26 protein-coding genes are annotated in these 26,960 nt (G+C 58.8%); 7 read left to right on the top strand and 19 right to left on the bottom strand.

Annotated features, from left to right (window positions below):
- Positions 1–59: 59 nt before the first annotated feature.
- From QA648_RS22950 to QA648_RS22970, 5 genes are all read left to right on the top strand, one after another.
- Positions 60–1,070 (top strand): LacI family DNA-binding transcriptional regulator, encoded by a 1,011-nt coding sequence (locus tag QA648_RS22950; protein WP_104827007.1) that lies wholly within the window; start codon positions 60–62, stop codon positions 1,068–1,070.
- Between the two features lie 305 nt (positions 1,071–1,375).
- Positions 1,376–2,503 carry an acyl-CoA dehydrogenase family protein gene (locus QA648_RS22955; RefSeq protein WP_283053817.1) on the top strand — a complete coding sequence of 376 codons (1,128 nt, stop codon included), beginning with the start codon at positions 1,376–1,378 and terminating at the stop codon, positions 2,501–2,503.
- Between the two features lie 65 nt (positions 2,504–2,568).
- Complete coding sequence (locus QA648_RS22960) at positions 2,569–3,801, top strand: thiamine pyrophosphate-dependent enzyme (protein ID WP_104827005.1); 1,233 nt, start codon at positions 2,569–2,571, stop codon at positions 3,799–3,801.
- 2 nt (positions 3,802–3,803) lie between these two features.
- Positions 3,804–4,817, top strand: coding sequence for an alpha-ketoacid dehydrogenase subunit beta (locus tag QA648_RS22965; protein WP_283053818.1), 1,014 nt, complete (start codon positions 3,804–3,806; stop codon positions 4,815–4,817).
- Positions 4,818–4,820: 3 nt separating this feature from the next.
- Positions 4,821–6,047 carry a dihydrolipoamide acetyltransferase family protein gene (locus tag QA648_RS22970; protein WP_283053819.1) on the top strand — a complete coding sequence of 409 codons (1,227 nt, stop codon included), beginning with the start codon at positions 4,821–4,823 and terminating at the stop codon, positions 6,045–6,047.
- Between the two features lie 127 nt (positions 6,048–6,174).
- Here the strand turns inward: QA648_RS22970 and QA648_RS22975 are convergent, their stop codons facing one another.
- From QA648_RS22975 to QA648_RS22985, 3 genes are read right to left on the bottom strand one after another with little or no spacing between them, the layout of a single operon-like run.
- The gene (locus tag QA648_RS22975) at positions 6,175–7,269 is read right to left on the bottom strand and encodes a substrate-binding domain-containing protein (RefSeq protein ID WP_260304047.1); all 1,095 of its coding nucleotides are present in this window, start codon (positions 7,267–7,269) and stop codon (positions 6,175–6,177) included.
- Positions 7,270–7,307: 38 nt separating this feature from the next.
- Positions 7,308–8,378: an ABC transporter permease gene (locus QA648_RS22980; RefSeq protein ID WP_283053821.1), complete on the bottom strand. Its 1,071-nt coding sequence runs from the start codon at positions 8,376–8,378 to the stop codon at positions 7,308–7,310.
- 16 nt (positions 8,379–8,394) lie between these two features.
- Positions 8,395–9,891, bottom strand: a complete 1,497-nt coding sequence (locus QA648_RS22985) for a sugar ABC transporter ATP-binding protein (protein ID WP_283053822.1) — start codon at positions 9,889–9,891, stop codon at positions 8,395–8,397.
- A 561-nt stretch (positions 9,892–10,452) separates the two neighbouring features.
- Here QA648_RS22985 and QA648_RS22990 point away from each other — a divergent pair.
- Both QA648_RS22990 and QA648_RS22995 read left to right on the top strand, forming a co-directional pair.
- The gene (locus tag QA648_RS22990; RefSeq protein WP_283053823.1) at positions 10,453–11,439 is read left to right on the top strand and encodes an AraC family transcriptional regulator; all 987 of its coding nucleotides are present in this window, start codon (positions 10,453–10,455) and stop codon (positions 11,437–11,439) included.
- Between the two features lie 563 nt (positions 11,440–12,002).
- Positions 12,003–12,350, top strand: coding sequence for a helix-turn-helix transcriptional regulator (locus QA648_RS22995; RefSeq protein ID WP_104826998.1), 348 nt, complete (start codon positions 12,003–12,005; stop codon positions 12,348–12,350).
- Positions 12,351–12,409: 59 nt separating this feature from the next.
- On the opposite strand, the gene QA648_RS23000 is transcribed toward QA648_RS22995, so the two are convergent.
- The 16 genes from QA648_RS23000 to QA648_RS23075 form a co-directional block, all read right to left on the bottom strand.
- Positions 12,410–13,177: an ATP-binding cassette domain-containing protein gene (locus QA648_RS23000; RefSeq protein ID WP_283053824.1), complete on the bottom strand. Its 768-nt coding sequence runs from the start codon at positions 13,175–13,177 to the stop codon at positions 12,410–12,412.
- A 3-nt stretch (positions 13,178–13,180) separates the two neighbouring features.
- A complete protein-coding gene (locus tag QA648_RS23005; RefSeq protein WP_283053825.1) occupies positions 13,181–14,164 on the bottom strand; it encodes an ABC transporter permease in 984 nt (327 codons plus the stop codon).
- 70 nt (positions 14,165–14,234) lie between these two features.
- Positions 14,235–15,179 (bottom strand): substrate-binding domain-containing protein, encoded by a 945-nt coding sequence (locus tag QA648_RS23010; RefSeq protein ID WP_104826995.1) that lies wholly within the window; start codon positions 15,177–15,179, stop codon positions 14,235–14,237.
- Positions 15,180–15,520: 341 nt separating this feature from the next.
- Complete coding sequence (locus QA648_RS23015) at positions 15,521–16,777, bottom strand: type II toxin-antitoxin system HipA family toxin (protein WP_283053826.1); 1,257 nt, start codon at positions 16,775–16,777, stop codon at positions 15,521–15,523.
- Positions 16,774–17,073 carry a helix-turn-helix transcriptional regulator gene (locus tag QA648_RS23020; protein WP_349254319.1) on the bottom strand — a complete coding sequence of 100 codons (300 nt, stop codon included), beginning with the start codon at positions 17,071–17,073 and terminating at the stop codon, positions 16,774–16,776. Before QA648_RS23020 ends, QA648_RS23015 begins: the two co-directional genes overlap by 4 nt.
- Positions 17,074–17,248: 175 nt before the next feature.
- On the bottom strand, positions 17,249–17,491 hold the full coding sequence (locus QA648_RS23025; protein WP_283053827.1) for a hypothetical protein: 243 nt from the start codon (positions 17,489–17,491) through the stop codon (positions 17,249–17,251).
- Positions 17,492–17,671: 180 nt separating this feature from the next.
- Entirely contained in the window at positions 17,672–18,493 is an 822-nt protein-coding gene (locus tag QA648_RS23030) for a carbohydrate ABC transporter permease (protein WP_283053828.1), read from the bottom strand.
- Between the two features lie 8 nt (positions 18,494–18,501).
- Positions 18,502–19,431 carry a sugar ABC transporter permease gene (locus QA648_RS23035; RefSeq protein ID WP_283053829.1) on the bottom strand — a complete coding sequence of 310 codons (930 nt, stop codon included), beginning with the start codon at positions 19,429–19,431 and terminating at the stop codon, positions 18,502–18,504.
- A complete protein-coding gene (locus QA648_RS23040) occupies positions 19,431–20,762 on the bottom strand; it encodes a sugar ABC transporter substrate-binding protein (protein ID WP_283053830.1) in 1,332 nt (443 codons plus the stop codon). The genes QA648_RS23035 and QA648_RS23040 overlap by 1 nt, the downstream gene beginning before the upstream one ends.
- Before the next feature lie 50 nt (positions 20,763–20,812).
- Positions 20,813–21,472 (bottom strand): GntR family transcriptional regulator, encoded by a 660-nt coding sequence (locus QA648_RS23045; RefSeq protein WP_283053831.1) that lies wholly within the window; start codon positions 21,470–21,472, stop codon positions 20,813–20,815.
- 27 nt (positions 21,473–21,499) lie between these two features.
- The gene (locus tag QA648_RS23050) at positions 21,500–22,384 is read right to left on the bottom strand and encodes a dihydrodipicolinate synthase family protein (RefSeq protein WP_283053832.1); all 885 of its coding nucleotides are present in this window, start codon (positions 22,382–22,384) and stop codon (positions 21,500–21,502) included.
- Positions 22,385–22,532: 148 nt separating this feature from the next.
- Positions 22,533–23,516 (bottom strand): ROK family protein, encoded by a 984-nt coding sequence (locus tag QA648_RS23055; protein WP_283053833.1) that lies wholly within the window; start codon positions 23,514–23,516, stop codon positions 22,533–22,535.
- The gene (locus QA648_RS23060; RefSeq protein ID WP_283053834.1) at positions 23,513–24,238 is read right to left on the bottom strand and encodes a ribulose-phosphate 3-epimerase; all 726 of its coding nucleotides are present in this window, start codon (positions 24,236–24,238) and stop codon (positions 23,513–23,515) included. Before QA648_RS23060 ends, QA648_RS23055 begins: the two co-directional genes overlap by 4 nt.
- Positions 24,235–25,062 (bottom strand): alpha/beta hydrolase, encoded by an 828-nt coding sequence (locus QA648_RS23065; protein ID WP_283053835.1) that lies wholly within the window; start codon positions 25,060–25,062, stop codon positions 24,235–24,237. Before QA648_RS23065 ends, QA648_RS23060 begins: the two co-directional genes overlap by 4 nt.
- Positions 25,062–25,880 (bottom strand): sugar phosphate isomerase/epimerase, encoded by an 819-nt coding sequence (locus QA648_RS23070; RefSeq protein WP_283053836.1) that lies wholly within the window; start codon positions 25,878–25,880, stop codon positions 25,062–25,064. Before QA648_RS23070 ends, QA648_RS23065 begins: the two co-directional genes overlap by 1 nt.
- Positions 25,880–26,956 (bottom strand): Gfo/Idh/MocA family oxidoreductase, encoded by a 1,077-nt coding sequence (locus tag QA648_RS23075; protein WP_283053837.1) that lies wholly within the window; start codon positions 26,954–26,956, stop codon positions 25,880–25,882. The genes QA648_RS23070 and QA648_RS23075 overlap by 1 nt, the downstream gene beginning before the upstream one ends.
- Positions 26,957–26,960: the final 4 nt, after the last annotated feature.

The following is a 26,960-nucleotide window of genomic DNA, read 5'->3' on the forward strand; positions in this document are numbered from 1 at the left end:
CTCTTGCCATTCGAAGTAAAGGCATATTACTCTCATGGTAACGATAACACGGGCCATAGATGAGCAAAAATCGCAAACCGCCGACCATGGCAGACGTAGCCCGAGTGACGGGGGTTTCCCCGATGACGGTGTCGCGTGCATTCAAGGCCGACAGTCTGATCAGTAAGGAGAGAAGAGAGGCCATCCTCCAGGCTGCCGAGGATCTCGGTTACGTTTTCGACAGCACGGCCTCCAACCTGCGCTCACAGAAGTCCGGTTTCGTCGCGGTTACGATTCCTTCGATCAACAACGCCAATTTCGCCGATACCGTCGGCGGACTTTCCGATACGCTCGCCGCGCGCGACATGCAGATCCTGTTGGGTTATACGAACTACAACACGCAGGAGGAGGAGCGGCTCATCGAGCAGCTCTTGCGCCGCAAGCCGCAGGCAATTGTCGTGACCGGCGGCAAGCATACGGAACGCGGGCGACGTCTGTTGGAAACGATCAATATCCCCGTGATCGAGACCTGGGATATTCCCGCCGAACCGATCGACCATTACGTCGGATTTTCCAACGCCGGTGCCGTTCGCGACATGGTGGACCACTTCGTCCGCTCCGGCTATCGCCGCATCGCCTTCATCGGCGGTGATGTCGGGCGCGATACGCGCGGTAGTGAGCGGCGGGTCGGCTTCTCTGCCGCCATGCAAGCGCATGGGCTTGATGCATCGCGCCTGATCGCCGCCGGCCTGCCGCCCATTTCGATGCGCGAAGGCGCCAATGCTATGGCGAAATTGATCGAAACCTATCCGGATACTGAGGCGGTCGTCTGCGTGTCCGACCTTGCGGCCTATGGCGCGCTGACCGAGTGTCGTCGTTTGGGCGTTCCCGTCCCGGAACGTTTTGCGATTGGCGGGTTCGGCAATTACGAGATCGGCGAAGTCTGCGTACCCACGCTGACCACGATCAATGCCTTCGCACGGGAAATCGGAGAAAAGACCGCGCGTTTGATCCTCGATATCCTTGACGGCAACGAGGGCGTCGATGTCAGGATCTCGCCCGAACTGATTGTACGCGACAGCAGCCGATAAATTCTTGCTGATAGGCTCGCCGAAAAAGAGCAACGCCTGAAGGTATTGCGGAACCGTTGAATTGCACGCAATCGATTGCGGTCCCAATCCGTTTGGGGAAGAACTGCTCCCTCCCGCCGGAAGATTCCGGAACTCTTGGCAATCCACGTGAGCCACCAAGGTCAACGAAATGTTCGCCTCGGTTGTCGTTGCGGGGGCATGGAAAGCACGACGAAAGCGCCCTATCTCCTTGATAAGACCCGTGGCGGCTACAACAGGCGACCGCTGTCGCAACCAAGCAGCGCGAGCGGAAAGGGAAGGAACAGATGATCTTTTCCGAACTCCAGCAGCAGATTCGCGATCTTGCCCGCGACTTTGCCCGCGAGCGCCTGGCGCCAGGCGCAGCCAAGCGTGATCGGGAGCATCTCTTCCCGCGCGAAGAACTGAAGGAGATGGGCGAACTGGGTTTGCTCGGCATGCTGGTACCGGAAGCCTATGGCGGGTCGGATGCGGGTGTCGTCGCCTATGCCATGGCGCTTGAGGAGATTGCCGCAGGTGACGGCACGTGCTCCACGATCATGAGCGTGCATAGCTCGGTCGGCTGCGTGCCGATCTTGAAGTTCGGTACCGAGGAGCAACGGCAGCGCTTCCTGCCGAAACTGGCGAGCGGCGAATGGATTGGCGGCTTCGCGCTCACCGAGCCACAGGCTGGCTCTGATGCCTCGAACCTGAAGACCAGGGCAAGGCGCGATGGCGATCATTATGTACTTGATGGGGCCAAGCAATTCATCACCTCGGGCAAGAACGGCCATGTCATCATCGTCTTTGCCGTTACCGACCCTGGCGCCGGCAAAAAAGGCATCACTGCCTTCATCGTTCCGACGGACATCGCAGGCTATGAGGTGATCCGCGTAGAGGAAAAGCTTGGGCTGCATTCCTCTGACACCTGCCAGATCGCCTTCAATGGCGTGCGCGTTCCGATCGAGTTGAGGCTCGGTTCAGAAGGCGAAGGCTACCGCATAGCACTCGCCAATCTCGAGGGCGGCCGGATCGGCATTGCGGCTCAGGCAGTCGGCATGGCGCGGGCGGCCTTTGAGGCGGCGCGCGACTATGCTCGCGAGCGCACGGCCTTCGGCAAGGCGATCATCGAACATCAGGCTGTCGCATTCCGCCTTGCCGACATGAAGGTGCGGATCGAGGCGGCCCGGCAACTCGTTTTTCACGCCGCCTCCTTAAGGGAAGCCGGGCTGCCCTGCCTGTCGGAAGCCTCGATGGCGAAGCTCTTTGCCTCGGAAATGGCGGAGCGCGTCTGCTCCGACGCCATCCAGATACATGGCGGCTATGGCTACATGGCCGATTACCCGGTCGAGCGCATCTATCGCGATGTGCGCATCTGTCAAATCTATGAAGGAACGAGCGACGTGCAGCGCATGGTGATCGCCCGCAATCTGTGAGAACCACATGCGGCCCCCGCTTCTGGAGGAGAGGAGCAAGGCCGGCGCAGGAGGAAAGACTAGACATGGTGGATTCTTCTCAATTGGCTCTGCATGTCCCCGAACCCGCCGTCCGCCCGGGCGGCCAGCCAGACTTTTCCAACGTCAAGATCGCCAAAGCCGGTTCCGTGCCGCGGCCGGAAGTAGATGTCGCATCCGAGGAGATCCGTGATCTTGCCTATTCCATCATCCGCGTGCTGAACCGCGAGGGCGAGGCGGTCGGTCCCTGGGCTGGCACGCTCTCCGATGAGGAGTTGCTGACCGGCCTTCGCAACATGATGAAGCTGCGCGCATTCGACGCCCGCATGCTGATGGCTCAGCGGCAGGGCAAGACGTCCTTCTACATGCAGCATCTCGGCGAGGAGGCTGTCAGTTGTGCTTTCCGCAAGGCGCTCAAGAAGGGAGACATGAATTTTCCGACCTATCGTCAGGCAGGTCTTCTGATTGCCGACGATTATCCGATGGTCGAAATGATGAATCAGATCTACTCGAACGAGAGCGATCCCCTGCACGGGCGGCAGCTACCGATCATGTATTCCTCCAAGGAGCACGGATTCTTTACCATCTCCGGCAACCTCGCCACTCAGTATGTGCAGGCCGTGGGCTGGGCCATGGCCTCGGCAATCAAGAATGACAGCCGCATCGCCGCGGGCTGGATCGGCGATGGCTCGACGGCGGAATCCGATTTCCATTCAGCGCTCGTCTTCGCCTCGACCTATAAGGCACCCGTCATTCTCAACATCGTCAACAATCAGTGGGCGATCTCCACTTTTCAGGGCATCGCGCGCGGCGGCTCCGGAACGTTCGCCGCCCGCGGCCTCGGCTTCGGCATTCCCGCGCTGAGAGTCGATGGAAACGACTATCTCGCCGTTCATGCCGTTGCCTGCTGGGCAGCTGAGCGTGCCCGGCGCAATCTCGGGCCGACGCTGATCGAATATGTGACGTATCGTGTCGGGGCGCATTCGACCTCGGACGATCCGAATGCTTATCGTCCGAAGACGGAATCGGAGGCCTGGCCACTTGGCGATCCCGTGCTGAGGTTGAAGAAACATCTGATCGTCAGGGGCACATGGTCTGAAGAGCGGCATGTGCAGGCAGAAGCTGAAATCATGGACGAAGTGATGGAGGCCCAGCGCCAGGCGGAGCAGCACGGCACGTTGCATGCGGGCGGCAAGCCTTCGGTTCGGGACATTTTCGAAGGCGTCTATGCCGAGATGCCGCCGCACATCCGGCGCCAGCGGCAGAAGGCAGGGTACTGAGAATGGCCAGGATGACGATGATCGAGGCGGTGCGTAGCGCCATGGACGTTTCGATGGCGCAGGATGACAATGTCGTCGTTTTTGGTGAGGATGTAGGCTATTTCGGTGGCGTTTTCCGATGCACGCAGGGGCTTCAGGCAAAATATGGCAAGACGCGCTGCTTCGACACGCCGATAAGCGAATCGGGCATCGTCGGCACGGCGATCGGCATGGCCGCCTATGGCCTGAAGCCCTGTGTCGAGATCCAGTTCGCCGATTACATGTATCCGGCCTATGACCAGCTAACCCAGGAGGCGGCTCGTATCCGCTACCGTTCCAACGGCGATTTTACCTGTCCGATCGTCGTGCGCATGCCGACAGGCGGCGGCATCTTTGGCGGCCAGACGCACAGTCAGAGCCCGGAGGCGCTCTTCACCCATGTCTCCGGGCTAAAGGTGATCGTGCCATCCAATCCCTATGACGCCAAAGGCCTGCTGATTGCTGCGATCGAAGATCCGGATCCGGTAATGTTCCTGGAGCCGAAGCGGCTCTATAACGGCCCCTTTGACGGCCATCACGAGCGGCCTGTGACGCCTTGGTCTAAACATGATCTCGGAGAGGTGCCTGACGGCCACTATACGATACCTATCGGCAAGGCTGAGATCCGGCGCGCAGGCTCGGCGGTGACTGTGATTGCCTACGGTACGATGGTGCATGTGGCGCTCGCCGCGGCCGAGGATGCCGGCATCGATGCCGAAGTGATCGACCTCCGAAGTCTGCTGCCGCTTGATCTGGATACGATCATCAATTCGGTCCGGAAGACAGGGCGATGTGTCGTCGTGCATGAGGCAACGCTGACTTCGGGCTTTGGCGCCGAGGTCGTCGCGCTGGTGCAGGAATATTGCTTTTACCATCTGGAGGCGCCAGTCGTGCGCGTTGCCGGCTGGGACACGCCCTATCCGCATGCGCAGGAGTGGGATTACTTCCCAGGTCCTGGCCGTCTCGGGCGGGCGCTTACCGAAGTCATGGGAGCCTGAGCCATGGGCGAATTTGTCATCGAGATGCCTGATGTGGGGGAGGGAGTCGCCGAGGCCGAGCTGGTCGAGTGGTTCGTGAAGCCAGGAGATCCTGTTCGCGAGGACATGGTGATTGCAGCCGTCATGACGGACAAGGCCACCGTAGAAATCCCGTCTCCTGTCAACGGCATCGTCACCTGGCTTGCCGGTGAGGTCGGAGAGCGTATCGCGGTGAGGGCTCCGCTGGTGCGGATCGAAACGACTGGAGATGCCGGCGGGGCTCGGTCCGCAGAGATCGCACAGACGACTGCCGAAGTGTCGACGGCGGAATTTCCGAAGCTTGCTCCAGCAGTGTCGGATCCTGTGACGCCGCGGACCGAAAAGCCGCTTGCCGCACCCCCGGTGCGGCTCTTCGCCAAGGAAAGCGGCATCGACCTCGCACAAGTGCAGGGGACCGGACCAGCGGGCCGTATCCTGCGAGAGGATATCGAGCAACTTTTGAACCACGGAGCCGCTCCCACGATGTCAATGGACGGCCTTACCCAGAAGACTGCGACCGAAGAGATCAAGTTGACCGGACTGCGCCGCCGGATCGCCGAGAAAATGGCACTTTCCGCCTCGCGTATTCCTCACATTACCTATGTGGAGGAGGTGGACATGACCTCGCTCGAGGAGTTGCGTGCCATCATGAACGCTGACCGCAAGGCGGATCATCCGAAACTCACGGTTCTGCCTTTCCTGGTACAGGCGGTGGTGAAGGCCATTTCCCAGCAGCCCAATGTCAACGCCACTTTTGACGACGAAGCCGGCATCGTCACACGCTATGGCGCGGTCCATATGGGTATCGCAACACAGACGCCGGCGGGTTTGACCGTGCCTGTCATGCGGCATGCGGAAGCACGCGGTATCTGGGATTGCGCCGCTGAGATGAACCGGCTGGCAGAGGCGGCGCGATCCGGGACTGCAACGCGTGAGGAGCTTTCCGGCTCGACGATCACCATCAGCTCGCTCGGCGCGCTCGGCGGGATCGTCTCCACGCCAATTATCAATCATCCGGAGGTGGCGATTATCGGCGTCAACAAGATCGCCACGCGGCCGGTCTGGGACGGCACGCAGTTCGTGCCGTGCAAGATGATGAATCTCTCATCCAGCTTCGATCATCGCATCATTGACGGCTGGGATGCGGCGACCTTCGTGCAGCGCGTCCGCACACTGCTCGAAACACCGGCGCTCATTTTCATCGAAGGCTGAGATCATCGAAGGGGTTCGAAACTCTTGTCGTATGCAGAGCCGTTGGTTCTGCCGTCGACGCCCGGGCCTTTTCAGCAGGCTGAGCGCGGCCCTTTGAGGCCGCGCTGTTCTCAACTTCAAGAAGGGATCATTTGCCCCAGATCTTCTTGTATTGATCCTTGTAGCCGTTATCCGGATCAAACGTGTTCTTTGGGCCACCATCGGACTGGATATTGTCTGCCGTGACCACATGCAGCGGCGAGAGGTAACCGGACCATTTTTCACCGGCGAAAGCACGATTGAGTTCGTCGACCAATTGCCAGCCCTGGAGATTGAGCGGTTCGGCCACCGTGACCTTCTGGAATTGACCGGCGCGGATGCGTTCATAGGCCGATTGCGAGCCATCGCCGGCGGCGACATTGATCGGCGCATCGGTGCCGCTCTTGCCGGCGGAAGCGAGCGACGGGCCCATGAAGTCGAAATAGAGGTCGTTGATCGCAAGCGAATGGGTCCAGCTATCGCCATATTTCTGCAGGAGCGAGGTGGTTAGCTGGGGCATGCGCTGCGAGGTCTCGGCGATCGGCGTATCGACATATTCGAGCACCTTGCCGCCTAGCCGTTCGATCTCCTGCTTCATCCTGTCCGCCTTGGCGATGGCGATCGCATAGGTGGAGTCCGTGAAGATGATCACGCCTGGCTTGCCCTTGGCATCGGCAAAGGCCCAGTCGGCAGCCGCTTTCGAGACTTCCATCGCATCGGTGCTGACATTGGCAAAGAGGCCGTTCTTGTCATCGGGACCGATGACCGGGCCGGCATGCCAGGCGACCAACGGGATCTTGGCGGCCTTTGCCTGTTCCAGAGCCGGGGCCTGCTCGACTGCATCGAAGCCATCGATGATGATGCCGGCAGGCTGCAGCGCTATGGCCTGACCGAAGGCAGCCGTGCGTCCGCCGATGGAGCCCGCGCCATCGAGAACCTTTACCTGCCAGCCAATCGCCTTTGCTGCTTCCTCGACACCGTTGCTGACGCCGAGAATGCCGCCATTCTTAAGGTCGCCGGCCAATACGACGATGGTCTTGCCCGCCTGTGCCTTCGGACCGGTGGTCGGGCCGTCCCATTTGGTGACCGGCGTCGCATATTTGTCGACGACGGCTTTTGCATCCGCCATCGGATCGGCATAGGCGTGGCTTGCACATAGCATCAACAAGCCGGTAGTCGCCTGCAGGAAAAATCTGCGTTTCATTTCATTCTCCTCCCTTTGAAATTAAACCAAAATGATCTTCACTTGTCGGTCGTCTTAGCCGATAGCTGCGGCTTTTGTACCGGAGCCATCCGTCCGGCATGGCTCCGCCGGCGCTGCGCATAACCAGCGATGCCGATGGCGACGAGCAGGGTCACACCGTTGAAAAGCGGCTCCACGTAGAACGAGCCCCCGAACTGCTGGATGCCTGCGATGCCGACCGCCAGGATGATGACGCCAATCATGGTGCCCCACACGTTGACGCGACCGGGCTTGATGGTCGTGGAACCCAGGAAGGCTCCGACGAGTGCCGGCAGAAGATATTCCAGCCCGACGCTGGCCTGGCCGATACGCAGCTTGGAGGCGAGCAATACGCCAGCGATAGCGGCGAGGGTGCCTGACGTCACGAAGGCGCCGATGACGAAGCGACGGACGGGGATGCCGTTCAATGCGGCCGCCTTCGGATTGGCGCCGATGGCATAGATGTAACGGCCGATCGGCAGATATTCGAGCACGATCCACATGACGAAGGCGAGGCCAAGCACATAGATCCCTGTGATCGGCAGCCCGAAGACCATCGTGCCGTTGAGCGCATAAAAGCCCTGAGGAAGCATGCCGACCACCTGTCGCCCGCCGGTATGCCAAAGAGCAATGGCATAAAGCACGGTGCCCGTGCCGAGCGTCGCGATGAAGCTGTCGATCTTGGCGATTTCCACCAGCAGCCCGTTCAGAAAGCCGGTCAGCGCGCCGAGCAGGATGACGATGAGCACAGCCACCGGCCAGGGCAGGCCGAACATCGTCTGCAAGCTGATCGCCAGAACGTGCCAGAGCACGATGCCGTAACCGATCGTCAGGTCGATGCGTCCTGCCGCCATCGGGATCATTGCGGCAAGCGATAGAATGGCGATGATCGTCTTGTCAGAGATGATCGAACGCAGATTGAGCAGCGTCGGAAAGGTCTGCGGTAGCAGAATGGAAAACAGCAGGATCAAAAAGGCGGTGAGAATAACGAGGCCATAGACCGGCAGTAGGCGCTGGATTTTCTGGCCAAAGCTCATTCCCGCCAGCTCGGCGCTGGTCGGTTCGAGCGCATTGGATTCGATCGATTGCATGAGGTTCCTCCCTGGATCAGGCCGCTTCGGATGCGGATGCTGCGGCGATGACCGCCGGTGTTGTTAAATCGGCGCCGCTCAGTTCCCGCACGATTTGACCGCGAGAAAACACCAGGGCGCGATGGCAGATATGAGCAATTTCTTCGAAGTCCGTGGAGACGACGAGCACGGCCAGCCCTTCCTCGACGGCCTCGGCGATCAGCTTGTAGATATCCGCCTTGGCGCCGACATCCACGCCGGCTGTCGGGTCTTCGGCGATCAACAACTTCCGGCCTGTCGCGAGCCACCGGCCCACGACCACCTTCTGCTGATTGCCGCCGGACAAGGCTTCGATCGCCAGGTTCTGATCATTGGGTCTGAGGCCGACGCGGCTGCCGAGTGAATAGGCCATTTCGGCCTCGCGCTGCGGCGGCAGGAAGGACATCATGCCTCGTCCGGATGCACCGGGATTGAGAAAGGTGTTTTCCCTTAGGCTGAGGGACATGGCGACGGATTCTTCGGTTCGGTCCCTGGCAATCAAGCCGATACCGGAAGCCATGGCTGAGACGGGGCTGGAAAGATCGGGTCGGGCACCGTTCAAAAGGACCGCTCCGCTGGCGGGCTCGCAACCAAAGAGCGCGCGCCCGATCAATTCCTGGCCCGCGCCTCTCAGTCCGACGAGGCCGAGAAGCTCTCCTTGGCGAATGTCGAAGGACACCGGTCCCGCTCCGCGGCAAGCAAGATCCCTGACCGAAACAATGGCAGGTCCTGCGGTCCGTTCGGCCTTTACGAAGAGCTGGTCGGCCTTGCGTCCGACGATCATTCGGATCAACTCATCCGGCGACGTGTCAGAAACTGGTTTTTGCCCGACCAGTTGGCCATCGCGAAGCACGGCAACGCGGTCGGCGATCCTAAAGATCTCGTCCAGCCGGTGCGAGACGTAGATCATCGCAACACCACGTTCCTTGAGCGGGCGGATGGCGGCAAACAGCTTTTCGACTTCATCGGCGGGCAGGCTTGCCGTCGGCTCGTCGAGAACGAGAACGTCTGCCTCGACGGCGAGAGCACGCGCGATCGCCACGAGGGACTTTTCGGTTCGGGTCAGTTCTTGAATCCGTGTCGACGGATCGAAATCGCAGCCTACAAGCTTCAGGGCCTCCGCCGTACGGCGTTCGGTCGCGCGCCAGTCGATCAGCCGGCCGCGCAGCGAATAGCCCTGTGCGAGACCGACATTTTCGCCAACCGTCATCCATTCGATCAGTCCGAGATCCTGATGAATGAAGGCGATCGGCTGGCGCTGGTTTGGCCGCGGCGGGCGGTGATGATATGGTTTGCCGCGAAACAGAATTTGCCCGCCATCCGGTCTGTAGATGCCCGCCAGCGTCTTGATGAGGGTCGACTTTCCCGCGCCGTTCTCACCAAGGAGAGCCAGAATTTCTCCCGGTTTCAGATCCAGCGAGACATTCGACAATGCGCGCGTTCCACCAAATTCTTTGGTGATGTCGCAAAATTCGAGCAGCTTTCCGTCGTCCATCCTGCTCCTCCCAAAGTTCAGGTGAGAAGAGGCTATGTTATCGATAACATTCCGTCAAGAGCCTCGTCGTCGTCATCGCGGATTCCGGGCTGTTGATGGCTCCGAGCCACCCTATTCAGGTAGCTAAGTCACGCTCGGCTAAGTGGTGCGCAGATAAGAACGGAATTATTTAATACTTAAAATACATTTGCGAAGCGGCACCGCATTTACATTATTTAACTTCTTTCTAGCTTTCATTATCTGAATATTCATGCAACGAAAGGAAGCGACGCTTCAGTAGCAGGATTCAGGGCGCTCAAGGAATGTTCATCAAACTCAATAGAATCAGCAATATGCGCCCAAGAAGTGGGGCTTCATGCGCAACCGGTGGACGCAGGCATCATCGAGCATATCGCTTATTTTAAGTAGTAAAATGCGCATTTTGGATAGTGTTTCTACGGGGGACGCAGTCGCGTTGAGGTTTGTCAAGTATTAGCAGGTAATAATACGATCTACGTCTGCTTTCTTGGGATTTGGGTGGCCCCTTGAGAGCGTCTCCGGATCGCTCATTTGGGGAAAATAATGAGGTACGTCACTCATTCCGTTTTCAAGATCGTTGATGCCGATGCCGACGAGATGACGGAACATTATGCAAGAACCTTGTCGCCCGCGACGGTCGAGCCGCTTCGCCGAGGCTCGCTGATCTCGGTGGAAGACCGGCATTACGCCGTTGGGCGCTTTAGCGTCTGGAATGGAAAGTGCCATTCCGGGATGAGGGTCACCCTTCCGAGCGGGCCTGACGCGTACGCTCTTTACCTGCCATCCTCCGGCGTGATGGCAATCGACTCGGGTCGAAAGCAGCTCGTGTCGGAGCCGGCGGCAGGCCTCTTGGGTGATATGTCGCGCTTCGACCAGCTGGTCCTTCACGAAGACCGCAGTCATATCGGCATCGCGTTCGAAAAATCCGCAATGATCCGTCAACTGAGTGAACTGCTTGATGCGCCGGTCGACGGCGACATCGATTTCGCTAACACCGTCGATTTGGCGACCGTAAAAGGATCGCGGATAACCACACTCGGAAATCTTATCTGGAACTGCCTGGATGTCGAAGATGAGCATCAGTCCTCGTCGACGTTCGTCGAGCGCCTGTTGCAGGCGATGATGATCACGCTTTTGGAAACTGTCCCGAATAACTATTCCGCACGGCTGGCAAAACAGACGTCCCCTGCAATACCAAAGCGCTTGAAGAGAGCGATCGAATATATGCATGCCAATGTTTCGTCTCCGATGAGTATCGCCGATATCGCCGAGGCGGCCGGCACAAGCGTGCGGGCCTTGCAGGCGGCTTTTCAGCAGTTCAAGGATACGACGCCTTTAAACTATCTGCGGATAATCCGCCTGGAAGGCGTGCGCAAAGCGCTGACGGATCCGGCCACCTCTCTCTCGGTTGCCGAAGTCGCGCGGAGCTGGGGATTCTCCCATATGGGACGTTTCGCAGCGCTCTATCAGCATTCCTTCGGCGAAATGCCGTCCAACGCAGCGAAACTGCGCCGAGGCGAGGGCAAGTAAACGCATTCGCCTGCAGCGCCGTTTTGACAGCAATCGAAGCCATGGCGGCGCTACGGTCGTCGATCGGCTGAGCCTGTGGATATCGACTGACATCCGGCGTGTCGGCCGACGCGGTATATTCGCATAACGCAACTATTATCCCGAATACGCAGGAAAACAGAACGTACGTTCATCGCACGACGCTAACGCATTGAAGTTTGCAATTTGACACGGCAGTCATGGTGGTGGGACTTGCGAGCATGATGCGAGTAGGTTCCGGAGCAGCCCCCCGCCCATCGGCTCCCCAGGTTCGATGGGCGGTCTTTTTGTCCATTCAGACTTTCGATTGAGCAAGGTTCGCCGGGATGGAGTCAACAATTTCAACATTGTTGGCGGTAAAGCGGGAACTCGAAAGGTCGGCTCGTGCGACCCGTCATGTTCCCACGAAGATTGCTAGGTCGTTGAGCGCGGGGCATGTCTGCCAGCGAGGCACTGTCTGCCAGAAAGAGAGAAACGTGCATAATAAGGGGCCAAACCAAAAGGATCCGAGTCCGATTGACGTCGAGGTCGGAAAACGCATCCGGATGCGACGCCGCATATTGGGCATGAGTCAAACGACGCTCGCCGAAGGGCTGAATGTGACGTTCCAGCAAGTCCAGAAATATGAAAAAGGCAAAAACCGGGTCGGTGCCAGCCGGCTGCAAAGCGTCGCAGATTGTCTCGACGTGCCGGTTTCGTTTTTCTTCGAGGGCGTCTCTGAGCTGTCGGAAAGTGCTGGAGAAGAAATTTTTACCTCCGGCAGTGACTTAGCGGGATTCCTGGCTTCAGGGGAGGGCATCGAGCTAAACCGCGCCTTCGCCAAGATCAAGGACGCAAGGACGCGGCTTAAGGTCCTAAGTCTGGTTAAATCGCTGGTCGGTCCCTATAGCTGATGGTGCATGTCCTGATGCCGCAGCAAGGCATCAGGAGGCTTGGCACCGTCGAAACACAATCAGCTGGTAATGGCGTTGAGCATTTCCTCGCCGGTGATGATCCTTTCGACCTGGGCGATTGTCGTCAGTTTTGGATCTATGTCGTCTGCGACAACCCTTCCGCCACGCATCACGATAATACGGTCGACCACCTGAAACACGTGGTGGATATTGTGGGCGATGAAGATGCAGGAATGGCCCGTATCACGCGCTTCGCGAACGAAACGGAGAACCCCCTGCGTTTCGGCAACGCCCAGATTGTTGGTAGGCTCATCCAGGATGATCAGATCGCTATCAAACTGCATGGCGCGGGCGATTGCGACTGCTTGGCGTTCGCCTCCGGATAGCGCGGAGATTGCGGTGTCCGGCGGAATATCCTTCGTAATCCCGACCCGCTTCAACAAGTCTCGAGCGGACGCATTCATTGCGGATTGGTCCAGTCGGCCAAAAAAGCGGCTTCCCTTGATGGGCTCCCGCCCAAGAAAGAGATTTCGGGCGATCGATAGCTGCGGAACGAGAGCGGAATCTTGAAAAATCGTTTCGATTCCATGCGCAATCGCCTCGGCTGTGTTTTTGAGTTCGACCTTTTTCCCTTTGATTATGATTTCCCCGCTTGTCAGCGGTACAGCGCCGGATAAAACCTTGATCAGGGTTGATTTTCCCGCGCCATTGTCGCCCAGTAAGCCCACCACTTCGTGCGTTTTGACGGAAAGGCTGACGTCGCGAAGCGCATGGATGCGGCCGTAGAACTTGTTGATTTTCTCCATCCGAACGAGGTCTTCGGCCATCGTCTACACTCCCGCGCTGTGTCGGCGTTCAAGCCAGGAATGAAGCGCCATCATGCCCAGGATGATTGCTCCGATGAAGATATTATAGGCAAGCCCGGGCACCCCCACCATCACGATGCCGTTTCGCATGATGCGCAGAATGAAGATGCCAAGCACTGTTCCGATGATGGTCCCCCGTCCGCCCGTCAGCACCGTTCCGCCGATGACGACCATTGCGATCACCTCAAGCTCATAACCCGTTCCGCTATTTGGATTTGCCGCCGACGTGCGGATCGAGCTGATCACCCCTGCAAGCGAGGCCATGGCCGAAGACGTCATGAACAAATAGATCTTGGTTCGGCTGACATTGACGCCGCGGGCACGGGCCGCATTCGGATTGCCGCCGGACGCCTGTATCCAATTGCCGATTTTGGTCTGAGTGAGTACAAAGTGGGCGGCGAATGCCGCTAGCGCGAACCACAGCACCGACATGTACATGCGGAAGCTGCCGATGAAGAAGCTGCCAGCTAAGAGGTTGGCAAACCAGTTGTTTCCGGCAGTCCAGGTGTGTTGGGGAAAGCCGTCGGTGACGTAAAGGGCAGTGCCTCGCACCACCAGGAGCATACCGAGCGTCACCAGAAACGACGGAATATTGAGCTTTGTGACGAACCACCCGTTCACAAAGCCAATGGATAGGCTAAGCGCGAGTGTGACGAGGAAGGCGGCGCCAAGCGGCATCAGATTTCCGTTGAACACCGTCCACATCAAAACGGCGGAGAAGCCGAACACCGATCCCACCGACAAATCGAATTCACCCGCGGTCATCAGCAAGGTCATCGCCAACGCGATCAGCCCGAGTTCGACTGTAAACGAGAGCGTGTTGCTGATGTTTGGAAGCGAGAGAAAGTCCGAGTTGAAGGACCAGAAAACCACAAGCTCAAGGACCAGCAGGACGAGCGGGCCGAATTCGGGTTTCGAAACGAAGCGTTGAACAAAAGATTGTTGCATGGGCGCTCACCGATTGGGATGGCCACCCGGTTTGAACCGGGTGGCACAGCCAGTGCGACTTTCGACGACGTTATTTGCCTGAGAGAATTTTGTCGTAGATCTCGGCTTTGTCCTTTTCATAAAGAGCGCCGGTAATGATGTTAAAGCCGGGCGGGATCTTGCTGGCGGCCATGGCTGCGATTGATAGAGCCATGTAGCTGGTTGCTTGCGGGTCCTGCCATTGAGCGGCATTCACGTAACCCGTCAGGACTTCCTGCGTTGTATCGGGCGAGTTGCCCCACCCGACGACGGGAATTTCGCCCGGCTTTACGCCGACCTGATCAAATACGCGCTTGATGCTTCCGGTGACGAGGTCGCCAAGTCCGATGATCGCCTTGATCTTCGAGCGATTGGCGGTGAGGTAGTCCGACATGCGGGTAATGATTTCAGCCTGGTCCAATGTGGAGTCTGTAATTTCCCAGGTGATATTCAGTGGTTTGAAGACGCTGGCTATTCCCTCTTCTTCCTGCACGCCATAGGTCGCACCGGGAACTTCCACCGGCATCCAGACGAAATCACCGGATTTTACTAGCTTCTTGTCGACAAGATATTGCGCCCAGTTATGGCCGAAGCTCTTGTTGTCGCCTCCGACATAGGCATTGAAGCTCGCTTGGGGATCAGGCGTGTTGAAGTTGATGATCGGGATCTTGGCAGCGTTGGCTTCTTTGACGACTTGGACGAGGCTGCCCGGATCCGGGCTGGTGGTCACAATGCCAGCAGCTCCTGCCGAAATTGCAGCCCTCACGGCCTCCTGTTGCGCCGGAACATCACCGTTGTGGAACGATGTGTTGACCTTGTTGCCAGTGTCTTCGGCCCAGAGCTTGGCCCCGGCTAGAAAATAAGTCCACACAGGATCCGCCGGAGAGCCGTGCGATATCCAATAATAGGTTTTGCCCTGCGCATAGGCTGTCGAAATGAAACCCGCTCCTGCGGCAATGAAGATCGCCGCGAGTAAGGTAATAGCTTTCCTTAGCATGTGAAAACTCCTCCCTTGGTCCGGTTGGTTGACCGGTCGGCTTGATTTGCTGACCTCCTCAGTCAACATCAAAATGCTTCGCATCCTGCGTTCATTTTGATACTTAAAAGCCAGCCGGAGGTAGCGGGAGATGTCAAGTGAATCCGGTCGCGAATCCGAGCCGGCGGAGCAGAATACAAAGTCGGGAATGAACTAAGCCATTACTTTGGAAGTAATCGGCCATGGTGATGCGCAATTGTCGAGCGGAAGGGGAGGAGCTGATCGCCATGAGAGCGAGCCGACGATTGTTACCGACGGTGCGCTGGAAACCACGATGTCATATCATTATGTCGGCGTAGTATCTAAGCTTGTCTTGTGTCGTTCAGGATTCGATCAAGTTCGGTTGTTCGGGACTTGGACAGTTCCACCTTTTGAGCAAACTGTGGCCAGCGGCCTATCGCCGTTCGAACCTGCTCAATGATATCCTTCGCGTCTCGATCGGGGATCGACGCTCCCCTGGAAATGGTTAGCAGGTGTTGCATACCTGGGTTTCTCCCTTCACCCGCGACATCCGCGCTGTGTTCTCCTCCGGGTCCTGAAGAGAAGGTAAGATCGTAAGCAGGAGAGAGTGCCCATCTTCCGTCTGCTTTCATCAGGAAGGCGTGGTTCTTAGCGTGGTCGTCGCGGTTCCGAGCATAGACGTTGAAGACCATGTTTCGAAACATCCGCAGCACTTCGGAACTGTCGCGCGTCATCATAAACGTCAGCTTATGAAGCTGTTCGTAGCTCAACGAAGCCTCGCGATGGCTGGCGTTTAAGACGCCACTGGCGGTATGCATGTGCAATCGGCCGACAGGTGTGCGGTCGAAGCGTTTCGTGGCGAAGAGACGATTGCCCTTTTTAGTGTCGAATATCCGCGTGTCGGTCATCTCCAATCCCGCGGTCTCGGCCATCAAAGCATAGGCTTTTTCCTCGGCGCCAACTTCGACCGGGTCGGCAGCGCTGCGTGCCTTTACCATCCATCGTTCGAAACCAGGTTCCATGTCCTGCCCATAGTCCAGAACGAACGTATTCTCGGCCTGATTGAACCCTATCATGATTTTTGGGCGAGCACCCGCGGAGCCACCCTGCGCGCCCTGCAGAGTGTCGATATCGGCAACATCCATCTCAGCTTGGACAAGATTGACCTGGTCGACGAACCAGTCCAAATCGATGTCTTCGGCGAGCCTCCTTTCGCCGTCGGATAGTTCGGGAATGTATGCCAATGCTCCCATTCCGGTCTTTCCAACCGCAGAGAGGCGATCCAGAGGGGTCAGCAGGTGATAATCGATGCCGGCCTTTTGAAGACGGCGATCAAGCAGAAGCCGGCCCCATCCGTCAGGCAGACTGTCGTTAAATAGTCCATGCAGTCCGTCAAACGGATCGCGCGGTGCTGCGATTAAGCCCGGATTTGTTTTCACGTTGAAGGGGGACACCGGCAAAGGTGCAGCGAGAAATTCTGCCGCGTACTCAAAATATGCCCGGCGTTCGGGGCTACTCCATGCGAGGGTCCCCAGAGTCCTCTGGCTTCCCTCCAGGTCGAGGATGACGCTCAATTTTCGGATGGGCTTGAACTTCATTTCCGACGCACCCTCTGCCTAACAGGACGGTCGATAATATCGTCGATTGTCTTTGGCGGCCGAGGCGGAAACAATTGCTCGAATTCGGCTTCGCACTCAAGGATAAACGCAACCTTCATAAGGGCTTCGAGCGAAATCTTTCCCGTTTCCTCGAACAACCTGAGAGACCCATACGAGATACCCGCCCGTGCGGCCAGGTCCCTTTGGGTGAGACCGACATCAATCCGTCGTCGCTTGACTCTTTCTGAGAGTCCCCTGATCACTTCCGAGGGGGATCTCATGTTAAATGCGAACATTTTAGCAGTTATCGTCCATTAGGAACATAAATGCCAATATAATAGCAATTAAGTTGAACTTCAACGACGCAAAATCGATTACGCGAATATGTCCGCTGGATAAACAAGTTCGCTGGAATAAAGCCGATCCAAGTTTACATGGGCCCGGCACGAGGCCGGGCCGGCACAAAGGCGATTAGCGGCAGATCCGCTCTTCCGTGACAACCCTGTGCCCATGGTGCCATTCCTTTACCACCTTGGTAAAGCAGTGCCGATGGTGGTGGCGATAGTACCAGTCGTCGCGCTCTTGGTAGTGAGGGCGATGATGGTAGTAGGGACCGTCCCCCGTTGTAATTTCTACCGAAGCGGCTTGGGATGGAAGGCTTGTGGCTGCAAGCGAAGCAAGGGCGATTGCAGACGCGATGAACAACTGACGCATGAGTTTCCTCCGGTTACATCTTACTATCCGACAACGTCGCTTTGTGACGTTGGTTCAAAGATAGTCCCGGCGGCGTGAACGAAAGCTGACGATTACGTTAATCTGAGCTTCATCATGCGTATTGGAAGACATTCGCCGATCGGCGACTTCCGACCGGCGCGGCGAAAGAGGGCTTTGCGATCAACCGCCCTTCACGGCGCCCGCGGTCAGGCCGGCAACGATCTGTTTCTGGGCAAATATCGTCAGAACGAGCACCGGCAGCGTCACGATCAGTGCCGCGGCTGCAAGCGGCCCCCAGCTCACCTGCTCGAATGATAGCATGTTGTAGACGGCAACCGGCAAGGTGCGTGTCTCGCGGCTGGCGAGCACGATGCCGAAGACGAAATTGTTCCATGAGAAGATGACCGAGAGGATGAAGGCGACGACGATCCCCGGCTTGGCGATCGGCAGGGCCACCAGTCGGAAGATCTGCCACGGCGTTGCGCCGTCGATAGCGGCCGCTTCCTCCAGCTCCATCGGTGTCGTCTCGAAATAGCCGATCATGATCCAGACGACGATCGGGACCGTCACGACCAGATGTATGATGATCTGCGGCCAAAGCGTTCCCAAAAGGTTCAGCCATTGGAAGAGCAAAAACAGCGGAATGAGGAAGGAAAGGCCGGGCGTCATTCGCGCAATCATGATGACGATCGCCGATTTCTCCGCCTTCAGCCGTGCGATGCCGTAGCCGGCGGGAACGCCGATCAGCAGCGCGAGCAATGTCGCGGATCCGGTCACCAGAATCGAGTTCCAGAAATAGAGTAAGAAGTTGTTTTCCTCGAAAACCTTGAGGTAGTTCGACCAGGCGAAGCGCTCGGGAATGAAGATCGGCGGATAGGCGCCGTTATCGATTTCGTATTTCAACGAGAGCGAGATCATCCACAGGAAGAATAGGACCACCGGCGAAATCATCACCAGCGCCACGAAGAGAAGACCGATCCGGTCGAGGGTCTTGCGTTTCATCGAAGTGTCTACCTATCCGACCAGTTCGCGCGCTGTCTCGCCATCAAGAGGACGAAGGAGAGCATGACGATGAGGATGAAGAAGATGACCGCCATGGCTGAGCCGTAGCCGATGTCGTAGTAGGAGAAGGCGGTGTTGTAGAGATAGATGTTGATCGTCTCGGAGGCCGTGCCCGGTCCGCCCTGCGTCATCGCATAGATGATGTCGAAGCTCTTGATCGCATCGATGCTGCGAATAATCACGGCGATCATCAGGAAGGGCGCGATCATCGGCAGGGTAAGGTAACGGAACTTCTGCCATGCATTGGCGCCGTCGATCTCGGCGCTTTCATAGGGTTCGCGCGGAACGGCGGCGAGGCCGCCGAGCACGATCAGCATGACGAGCGGTGTCCATTGCCAGGTCTCCACCACGACCAGCGACGGGATGACGCTGAATTGATTGTAGATCCATTCCTGCGGACCAATGCCTATGAAGGACAAAAGATAGTTGAGCACTCCGAGCTGCGGATGAAACATCATGGTCCAGACCAGCGCGATGGCGACGGGTGTCGCCATCATCGGCATGACGAAAATGCCGCGCAGAAAGCCGCGGAAGGGGAATTGCGCATCGAAGATCAGGGCGGCGAGTGTGCCCAGGAAAACCGGCGCGACGACCGAGAGACCTGTATAGAGAACCGTGTGCCACAGCGCCTCCCAGAACCGGGCGTCGATCGCCAGGCGAAGGTAGTTGGCAAAGCCCGCAAAGGTTTGGGATTGCCCAAGCGTCCAGCTATTCACGCTCATCCATAGGGTAAAGACCCATGGAAAAACGATGACCGCGGCAATGACCACCAGGGCCGGAATGACGAAGGGCCAATAGTTGGGAGCAAGCCGATTTGTCGGCTTGCTCTTCTCCTTGACGCTGCTCGCCGTGGTATCTTCGATGCGCACGGACACCATCACCCCTCGCTTCGGGCCAGCACCGGCTCGAACTGCGCAGTTGCGTTCTTTAGCTCGCTCGCGGGATCCGCACCGCCGATCATGTTGGTAAGCGCCACGCCGTAGATGTCACGGAACTCGGTGACTGGGATGATAACCGGCAGGCCGAGTGCGGAGACTTTGCCGGAGCCGACCACGGCATCGAGCCAGGCCCCAGGCATCTTGACGCCTTCACGGACCTTCTGATCCTCGAGGACGGATTGGCGGAAAGGCACTCCGGCGCCTGCCTGTAGCAGCCGCGCACCCATGTCATGCGAGATCACCCATTGGCAGAAGAGATAGGCGGCTTCCTTCTTTTGGCTCGCCGCCGTCACGCCGATACCGTCGCCAAAGGTGGCGGCCGCTTGTGCAGCAGGCCCCTTGGGAATGACGCTATAGCCGACCTGGCCGACAACGCGGGATTTTTCCGGATTTTCGATCGGCGGCGCAAAGCCGACGCCGTCGAGCCACATGCCGATCTTGCCCTGCAGGAACGCGGATTGGGACTCGGCCCAGTTGAAGCCGGAAACGCCCGGAGGTGCCGCCTTGGTCATCAGGCGCTGATAGAGCTTGGCAGCCTCGATAGCTTCGGGCGAGGTGGTGCGCAATTTGCCGTCGGGGGAAAGCGGCGTCATGCCGTAGCCGAGCATGAGGGCTGTCCAGACCGGCGTGTTGGCATTCTTGAGACCGCGGGCGACGAAGCCGTAGGTATTGGTCGATTTATCCGTGAGCGCTTCGGCGGTATTGGCCATGTCGTCAAAGGTTTGCGGATAGGTGAGCCCCTTCTTTTCGAAGAGCGCCTTGTTCCAATAGACGATCCAGTAATCCACCGAGAAGGGCAGGGAGCGCAGGACGCCATTGGAATCCTTGGCGAACTTCAAGCCTGCCTCGGCAAAATCGCTTTCGACCAGCGATGGGTCCGTCAGGGACGGATCCTTCAGGAAACCGCTGATGTCGGCGAGCCAGCCGCCCTTTTCGAACTGCCGCTTCTGCACGTGATAGCTGAGGTGCACGACGTCAAAGCTCGGCTTTCCGGAGCTGAGCTCAATCGTCGTCTTCTGGCGCTGCTGCTGCTCGGGCGTCGCTTCAGCATTCACCTTGATGCCGGTCAGCGCCTCGAACTCGCTGAGATATTTTAGGATGGTTTCGCTGCGCGGGCTTTTGACCAGGTTGACTTCCAGCGTGGTTCCCGAAAACCGCTTCCAGTCCACCGATGCCGATGCCGTGCGCATGCCGAGCATGCTTGCCGCGCCCAAAGCCGCCGTGCCCGCCATGAAGCGACGGCGTGTGGGATTGATGAATGACGATGACATGATGTTCCTCCTCCTTTGGCCGAAATCTCCTCATTTGCGGCCTGTTTCATTCAAATCTTCAATGCACGATCCCTTGCTCCGTTGATGTGCGAAACGAGAGATGCGACGGCATCCTCCGCGGATCGTCTTTCGATCGCCTCCAGCACCTGCAGGTGCTCGTTCATGACCGGCCCGACATGGCCGTTGATCCGGAAACGATCCTGACTGATCAGGCGCATCTTGATCGAATTGACGCGATAGGCGTTCGAAATGATCGTGTTACCGAGCGCGTCGATGAAGGCATCGTGCATGCCCCAGTCCACCGATTGCGCATGGACCTCAAGCTCCTGCGAGGCATCGCCAGACTGGATGGCGGAGGCGATATCCCGATGCTGTTTCAAGAGTTTGGCAATCGTTTCGTCGGAAGCCGTATGGGTGAAGAGTGCAACCGCTTCCTTTTCCAGAAAGATGCGTAGCTGAAACGCCTCGCGGATCAGGTTGAGATCGATATGGGCAATCTGGAGACCGCGTTGCGGCACCGTCTTGATCAAGCCTTCGGCTTCCAGCCGCGGGATCAGCTCACGGATGGCGCCAAGCGGTAAACCTGTGAGTTCCACGAGCCTGCGCTGCGAGACGAATTCGCCCGGCCGCACATCGCGAGCAAGCAGATGGTGGGTAAAGCTAGCATAGGCTTTTTCCCGTAAGGTCGGCTGCTCGTTCACGCCGTCCATTCGTCCCTTTCTCCCTCTCCGGTCCGCTTAAGCCGCCTTGGATCTGAAAAGCGCATTGAACGCGCCGGCAAGATGTTCCTGTCCTTCGTCGGATATTGAAACGAGCGGCGGGCGAACAGCAAGCCAGATTTCATCCCCGGAGAGTTGTGCTACCATAACTTTGACGGCCGCAGTCACCGGAAATTTCAGCAGCTCCGGAACAAAATCCACGACGCGCGGATCATCCTTTCCCTCTTCAGCCATCAGCCGGATTTCGCGGGGCACGAAATTTGCCATCCCGGAAATCGCCCCCTGGCCGCCCAACCGAACGCCCCTGGCGAGGTGCCGTTCGTCGCCGATCAGGATGATGAGATCGCCATGCGCATTCAATAGCGACTCCGTGAACGGCCAATCACCGGAGGAGTCCTTGACGCCAACGACAATATCGGGAAAGGCGCTGCGCAGCCTGCCTATTAGCGCCACCGAGAGCGGCACCATGGTAATGGAAGGAATGTTGTAGACGATGATGTCGCGCGCTATATCGCCTAAGCGCGCGAATACGGCCGAGAACCAGCGAAACAATCCCTCGTCGGTGACATTTTTGAAATAGAAAGGTGGCGCTAGCAGAATATTGCGTACGCCTTTCGTCAGCGCAAATGATGCTTGCGCGGCGGCATTTTCGACCGAATCCGCCATGACGCCCACGATAATCTGGTTCGGAGCAATCCCCACATCCAGGAAAGCGTCGAGCACTTCTTCGCGCTCCTGCGTCCCGATGGAGGAGCCCTCGCCGGTGGTGCCGAACAGCGTGACGCTCGAGCATCCCGATGCAAGGCTCGTCTCGGCCTGCTTGATCATGGGGCCGATCGCGATATCGCCGTTGGTATCGAAAGGCGTCGTGAGTGCGACTGACAGACCGAATTTGCGAGACAAGTTCCATTCCTCCAGGTGTGCTGTCAGTACATACAGACTAACATGTTAGTTGTATAGTCAGAATCGCGCGAGCCATATTGGCTCACGAAAAAATCTGTGATGACTGGTGAGAAAACGCGGAATCCGGCAGGCACCGCTGAGCTTGAGATCAGCTCTCGCTAGCCGATGGCGCAGGGTCGGTTTTCGCATCATCTCCCAGGATGAGGCTGGCCGCTCCGATCAGGCCTGCGTGACGCCCGAGTTGCGCGGGGACGATCGGCACGTCGCGATAGGCCGGCATGGCGCGATCGTGAACCGTCGCCGCAATGGTGTCGTGCAGGAGATCGAAACCGTGAGATATCCCGCCGCCCATCACCAGAATGTCGGGGGAGTAGAGATGGAGCAGATTGGTGAAACCGATCCCCAGCCAGCGAGCCTCCGCACTCAGCAGTTCCAGCGCAAGTGCGTCGCCATTTCGCGCGGCGTCAACAACGTGGCGCCCGGTCACTTCAGCATCGGCCGATAGCTTGCGCAGCATCGAGCCGTCGGATTGCCGGGTCCGCGCCGTTGCCCGCCTGCCAAGGGCCGTCCCCGAGGCTACGGCTTCAAAACAACCGATCGCACCGCAAAAGCACCGCTCCCCTTCGCTGGTGATCGTCATGTGGCCGATTTCCCCCGCCAGGCCGCGCCTGCCATGCAAGGTTCGCCCATCAACGATCACGCCGCCGCCGATGCCGGTCGACACGGTGACGAAGACCATCGAACGCGCGCCGCGTCCGGCGCCGTACCGCCATTCGCCAAGTGCGGCCGCGTTCGCATCATTTTCAAGCCGGACCGGCAGTTGAAACCGGCTAGAGAGAATGTCTGCTAGTGGAACCTCGTACCACCCAGCGAGCGTCGGCGGAGCAATGACGATGCCGGCTTCCGGATCGAGAGGGCCGGGGGCGCCGATCCCGATCCCAACGGGAAGGAGATCAGGCGTTTCCGCCAGCGCCGTGGCTGCCAGTAGCTCGATCTGCTGGATGACCGCGGCCGGTCCCCCCGCCGCATGCGTCGGCACGGCGGAGAACGACAGGAGGCTCCCCTGACTATCCACCAGCGCAGCGCGAAGCTCCGTTCCACCGAGATCAAATGCAAGGGCAACCTTTTTCACGAAACGCGGTTCTCCAATCCATGGAGCCAAGCCATCCGGTCGCCCAGGTTCTTGTCACCGAAGGCCAGCGATCCGAGGACGACCGTTTGTGCTCCGGCCGCCCGCAGGAGCGGCACGGTCTGTTCGCGAATACCGCCATCGGCCGCCAAGATCACCTGATCCTCCCGGCCGGACTGTTTCAGCAGTGAGCGCGCCTCGACCAGCCGATCGCAGGCCTTCTCGGAAAGGCTTTGGCCTTTGACGCCAATCGATGTGCCAAGCAGGGTCACGAAGGCGACATGGTCGATGAACGGCCGGATCGCTGAAACGGGGGTCTCCAATCGCAGGACGACGCCGGCCTCGGCGCCCAGTTTCTTTGCCAGCGCAATGGCGCGTGACCCCGCTTCGCCGTTTTCGGCGTGAACGCTGATAAGATCCGCACCCGCTTCGATGAACTGACGCGTCTGCTCTTCGACGATCTCGGCCTCGACCATAAGATGAACATGGATCGGCCTGGCGGTTGCCTTTGTGATGCGGGCGACGAAATCCGGAAAGAACAGCAATCCCGGCGTAAAGCGCGCATCGGCGACGTCGATGTGATGCAGGTCGGCATAGAGTTCAATGCGCCGGAGATCGGCCTCCATGTTGGCAAGGTCGGCCGACCACAGCGAGAATTCGCCCAGTAGCCGGTTGCGGGGGAGCGCTGCTATGGCCGCGGGGCCAGAAAGGGTCTTGAGTGTCATGATGGAAAGAGGCTCCGGATGGTCTTGGATGCGAGGAAGGTAGCGATAGCGTCTTGAACTTCGGCGAAATGCCGAGCCTTGTCGGCCGCCTTGGGGGTGACTTCGACAAAGCTGGCGCCGGGGATGGTATCAGCGAGCGTCCGCGCGCAGGCGAGCGGATGGATCGCGTCCTGTTCGTTGCCGATGACGAGTGTAGGAACTGTGAGAGCAGTGATCTCTGTCTGCGTTATCCCCGTGCCGTCAGCCGCGATGTCGGCCAGCACGGATGCGAAAGCGACCGCATTCGGCCGGTCGAAATAGCCGAGCAGGGAGGCAAAATTATCGGGCGCGTTCGCGCGTATGCGCATGCCGATCTCCGAACCGGCGAAGCGCTCCCTAGCTTCTGCGACCGGATACGAGCGGAGCAAGGCCGCGACGGTGCGGACCGGCTCCAGATTGGCAGGCGCCGCGCTAAAGGTCCAGGCGGGGCGAACAAGAACGAGGGCCGCGACGCGATCCGGATAGTGGTGAGCGAGGTGGAGGGCAATTGCCGCCCCCATGGAAATGCCGCCGGCGACAAAGCGTTCGAACCCGCGATCTGTCGCCGCGGCCAGCACATCCTCGGCAAACATTCGTAGTGAAAAAGGCCTGATGTCGCCGAGCGACGACGAACCATGTCCGCGACATTCGACGGTGATGCGCCGCGCCTTTCCGATTGGAAAGGTTTGCGCAACCTGTGCCTCATCGCCGCCCAAGCCATGCTGAAAGAGGACCGGGAGCCCTTGTCCGCTATCGAAAACGGCCAAGCTGGCTTCACCATGCGTGAACGCCGCGCTTTCGTCCATCAAACCAATTCCTTGAGAAAGGCTGCGACGTGAGGCGCTTCCGCTGCCGAAAGTCCATGCGTGACGAGGGGACCATGGAAGCCGACGGCTTTCAGCCGCGCGATAAAATCGGGAAAATCCACGATACCCTGGCCGGCCGTGGCAAAACGTCCGTCGGCATAACGATCCTTGGCATGTGCCATGGCGATGTGTCCGGCCGCAGTCTCGACCGCGCGCTCGACAATGGCGCGTGCTTCCGATGGCGCGGCGCTTTCGAAAAGATTGGCCGGGTCGAGGACGATACGCAGCCTTTCAGATCCCATCTCGGCAATCAGTCGCTTGGCGTCCGCCGCCGAGGTTACGATGTTCGCCTGCTCGGGTTCGATGCCGAGATCGACGCCATGGTCTTCCGCCAGCGCCAGCGCCTTCGACATCTCCGCAGCCATGTCGGCCCAGGCCGTGGGATCGCGGTTTTCTGGATGGTGCGCCCACTGGTCGCTCGGATGGCGCGTGCCGGTACAGAGCGTGACGAGCGGGATCGAAAGGGCTGCCGCCGTCTTGATGATGACGGCGAGCTGGCTGAGGCCTTTCTGCCGTATCGATATGTCAGGATGCGCCATGTTGTAGGTTCCCGACAAGGCGGCAAGCGAGACGCCCGCCGTTTCCGAGGCAACGCGGATAGTTGCTACGACCGGCTCGGGAACGGTGTCGGGCATGGAGGGCAGCCCGCAGCAGGCAAGATTGAACTGCGTGGTCGCATAGCCGCTGTCGCGCACTGCGGACAGCACGCTGAGAGCATCGGTTCCGGGAAAGGTCTTGGCGAAGATCCCGACCTGCATCAGACGGCTCCCGTCACGGCCGCAAGCTTGACGCGCTCGCCAGTCTCCACCGACCGCGCGATCGCCACCATCGCGCGGATGGAGGCGATACCGTCCTCGACATTGGCGCCTCGCATCGGTGCGCCATTTAGGGCGGTATCGGCGAGACCTTCGAGCTGCCGGCGGAAGAAGTGACCGTCCGCACCAAGCGGTTTCCTGCTCGTTGCGTCTTTCTCATGAAAGATCTCGACTTCGCTGGAGCGGAAGTACCAGGGATTGAAGGTCTTTGCGAGGACTGAGCCGTTTTCGCCATAAAGCTGGAAACCCTCGTGCCAATCCATCCGAACGGCAACCGTGAGGTCCAGATGGCCGAGGGCGCCATTGGCGAATTCGGTTTCCACGAACCAGCAATAGGCGCCGGCGCGTTCCAGCAGGCGCGCGCGCACGGCGACGATATCGCCGCAGAAGAAGCGGGCGGTGTCGACCAGATGCGAACCATGCGCCAGCATGAAATATTGCCTGAGATCGGCTTTCGGATTGCCGGCCGGTTTGCGCGCAAGCTTGCTGGTGATGGGAAGCGGCTGCACGGCATCGGTGTTGGTGTAGCGGTGGGTTGAATCGCAATACCATGCCTTCAGTGCAAGGATCTGGCCGATATCGTTGTGAACGAAGTCACGCGCGGCCTGAAGCGCCGGATCAAAACGCTTCATGTGCGCGACCTGCAGGATCTTGCCTGAGCGTTTGACGGCGTCGGCAAGCTCCTCGCCTTCCTCGACCGAGACGCCGATCGGCTTTTCGCACAGTACGTGTTTGCCGGCTTCGAGCGCCTTTATGGACATCGGCACATGATAGGCGTCCGAGGTGGCGACGATGACCGCCTCCAAATCGGGGTCGGCCAGCATGGCGTCGTAGTCGCTGAATATTTTCCGCGGCTCATAGGTGGCGCCCATGCGCGCGAGCAGATCGGGTGCTGCGTCACAGATCGCGTAGAGATCGGCATTCCTGGCCTTCACACAGGATTCCAGATGCGCGAACTGCGCGATCGGCCCGCAGCCCAGGACACCGACGCGAAGACGGCGATTTTCCTTCTCGATCATGGTC

The sequence above is a fragment of the Rhizobium sp. CB3171 genome (genome assembly GCF_029714265.1).
Classification (GTDB): Bacteria; Pseudomonadota; Alphaproteobacteria; order Rhizobiales; family Rhizobiaceae; genus Rhizobium.

What these genes read in the sequence shown, in the direction of transcription:
- QA648_RS22950 (WP_104827007.1), top strand. Translation starts at nt 60, where the DNA reads ATGAGCAAAAATCGCAAACCGCCGACCATGGCAGACGTAGCCCGAGTG.
- QA648_RS22955 (WP_283053817.1), top strand. Translation starts at nt 1,376, where the DNA reads ATGATCTTTTCCGAACTCCAGCAGCAGATTCGCGATCTTGCCCGCGAC.
- QA648_RS22960 (WP_104827005.1), top strand. Translation starts at nt 2,569, where the DNA reads ATGGTGGATTCTTCTCAATTGGCTCTGCATGTCCCCGAACCCGCCGTC.
- QA648_RS22965 (WP_283053818.1), top strand. Translation starts at nt 3,804, where the DNA reads ATGGCCAGGATGACGATGATCGAGGCGGTGCGTAGCGCCATGGACGTT.
- QA648_RS22970 (WP_283053819.1), top strand. Translation starts at nt 4,821, where the DNA reads ATGGGCGAATTTGTCATCGAGATGCCTGATGTGGGGGAGGGAGTCGCC.
- QA648_RS22975 (WP_260304047.1), bottom strand. Translation starts at nt 7,269, where the DNA reads ATGAAACGCAGATTTTTCCTGCAGGCGACTACCGGCTTGTTGATGCTA.
- QA648_RS22980 (WP_283053821.1), bottom strand. Translation starts at nt 8,378, where the DNA reads ATGCAATCGATCGAATCCAATGCGCTCGAACCGACCAGCGCCGAGCTG.
- QA648_RS22985 (WP_283053822.1), bottom strand. Translation starts at nt 9,891, where the DNA reads ATGGACGACGGAAAGCTGCTCGAATTTTGCGACATCACCAAAGAATTT.
- QA648_RS22990 (WP_283053823.1), top strand. Translation starts at nt 10,453, where the DNA reads ATGAGGTACGTCACTCATTCCGTTTTCAAGATCGTTGATGCCGATGCC.
- QA648_RS22995 (WP_104826998.1), top strand. Translation starts at nt 12,003, where the DNA reads ATGCGACGCCGCATATTGGGCATGAGTCAAACGACGCTCGCCGAAGGG.
- QA648_RS23000 (WP_283053824.1), bottom strand. Translation starts at nt 13,177, where the DNA reads ATGGCCGAAGACCTCGTTCGGATGGAGAAAATCAACAAGTTCTACGGC.
- QA648_RS23005 (WP_283053825.1), bottom strand. Translation starts at nt 14,164, where the DNA reads ATGCAACAATCTTTTGTTCAACGCTTCGTTTCGAAACCCGAATTCGGC.
- QA648_RS23010 (WP_104826995.1), bottom strand. Translation starts at nt 15,179, where the DNA reads ATGCTAAGGAAAGCTATTACCTTACTCGCGGCGATCTTCATTGCCGCA.
- QA648_RS23015 (WP_283053826.1), bottom strand. Translation starts at nt 16,777, where the DNA reads ATGAAGTTCAAGCCCATCCGAAAATTGAGCGTCATCCTCGACCTGGAG.
- QA648_RS23020 (WP_349254319.1), bottom strand. Translation starts at nt 17,073, where the DNA reads ATGTTCGCATTTAACATGAGATCCCCCTCGGAAGTGATCAGGGGACTC.
- QA648_RS23025 (WP_283053827.1), bottom strand. Translation starts at nt 17,491, where the DNA reads ATGCGTCAGTTGTTCATCGCGTCTGCAATCGCCCTTGCTTCGCTTGCA.
- QA648_RS23030 (WP_283053828.1), bottom strand. Translation starts at nt 18,493, where the DNA reads ATGAAACGCAAGACCCTCGACCGGATCGGTCTTCTCTTCGTGGCGCTG.
- QA648_RS23035 (WP_283053829.1), bottom strand. Translation starts at nt 19,431, where the DNA reads ATGGTGTCCGTGCGCATCGAAGATACCACGGCGAGCAGCGTCAAGGAG.
- QA648_RS23040 (WP_283053830.1), bottom strand. Translation starts at nt 20,762, where the DNA reads ATGTCATCGTCATTCATCAATCCCACACGCCGTCGCTTCATGGCGGGC.
- QA648_RS23045 (WP_283053831.1), bottom strand. Translation starts at nt 21,472, where the DNA reads ATGGACGGCGTGAACGAGCAGCCGACCTTACGGGAAAAAGCCTATGCT.
- QA648_RS23060 (WP_283053834.1), bottom strand. Translation starts at nt 24,238, where the DNA reads ATGACACTCAAGACCCTTTCTGGCCCCGCGGCCATAGCAGCGCTCCCC.
- QA648_RS23065 (WP_283053835.1), bottom strand. Translation starts at nt 25,062, where the DNA reads ATGGACGAAAGCGCGGCGTTCACGCATGGTGAAGCCAGCTTGGCCGTT.
- QA648_RS23070 (WP_283053836.1), bottom strand. Translation starts at nt 25,880, where the DNA reads ATGCAGGTCGGGATCTTCGCCAAGACCTTTCCCGGAACCGATGCTCTC.
- QA648_RS23075 (WP_283053837.1), bottom strand. Translation starts at nt 26,956, where the DNA reads ATGATCGAGAAGGAAAATCGCCGTCTTCGCGTCGGTGTCCTGGGCTGC.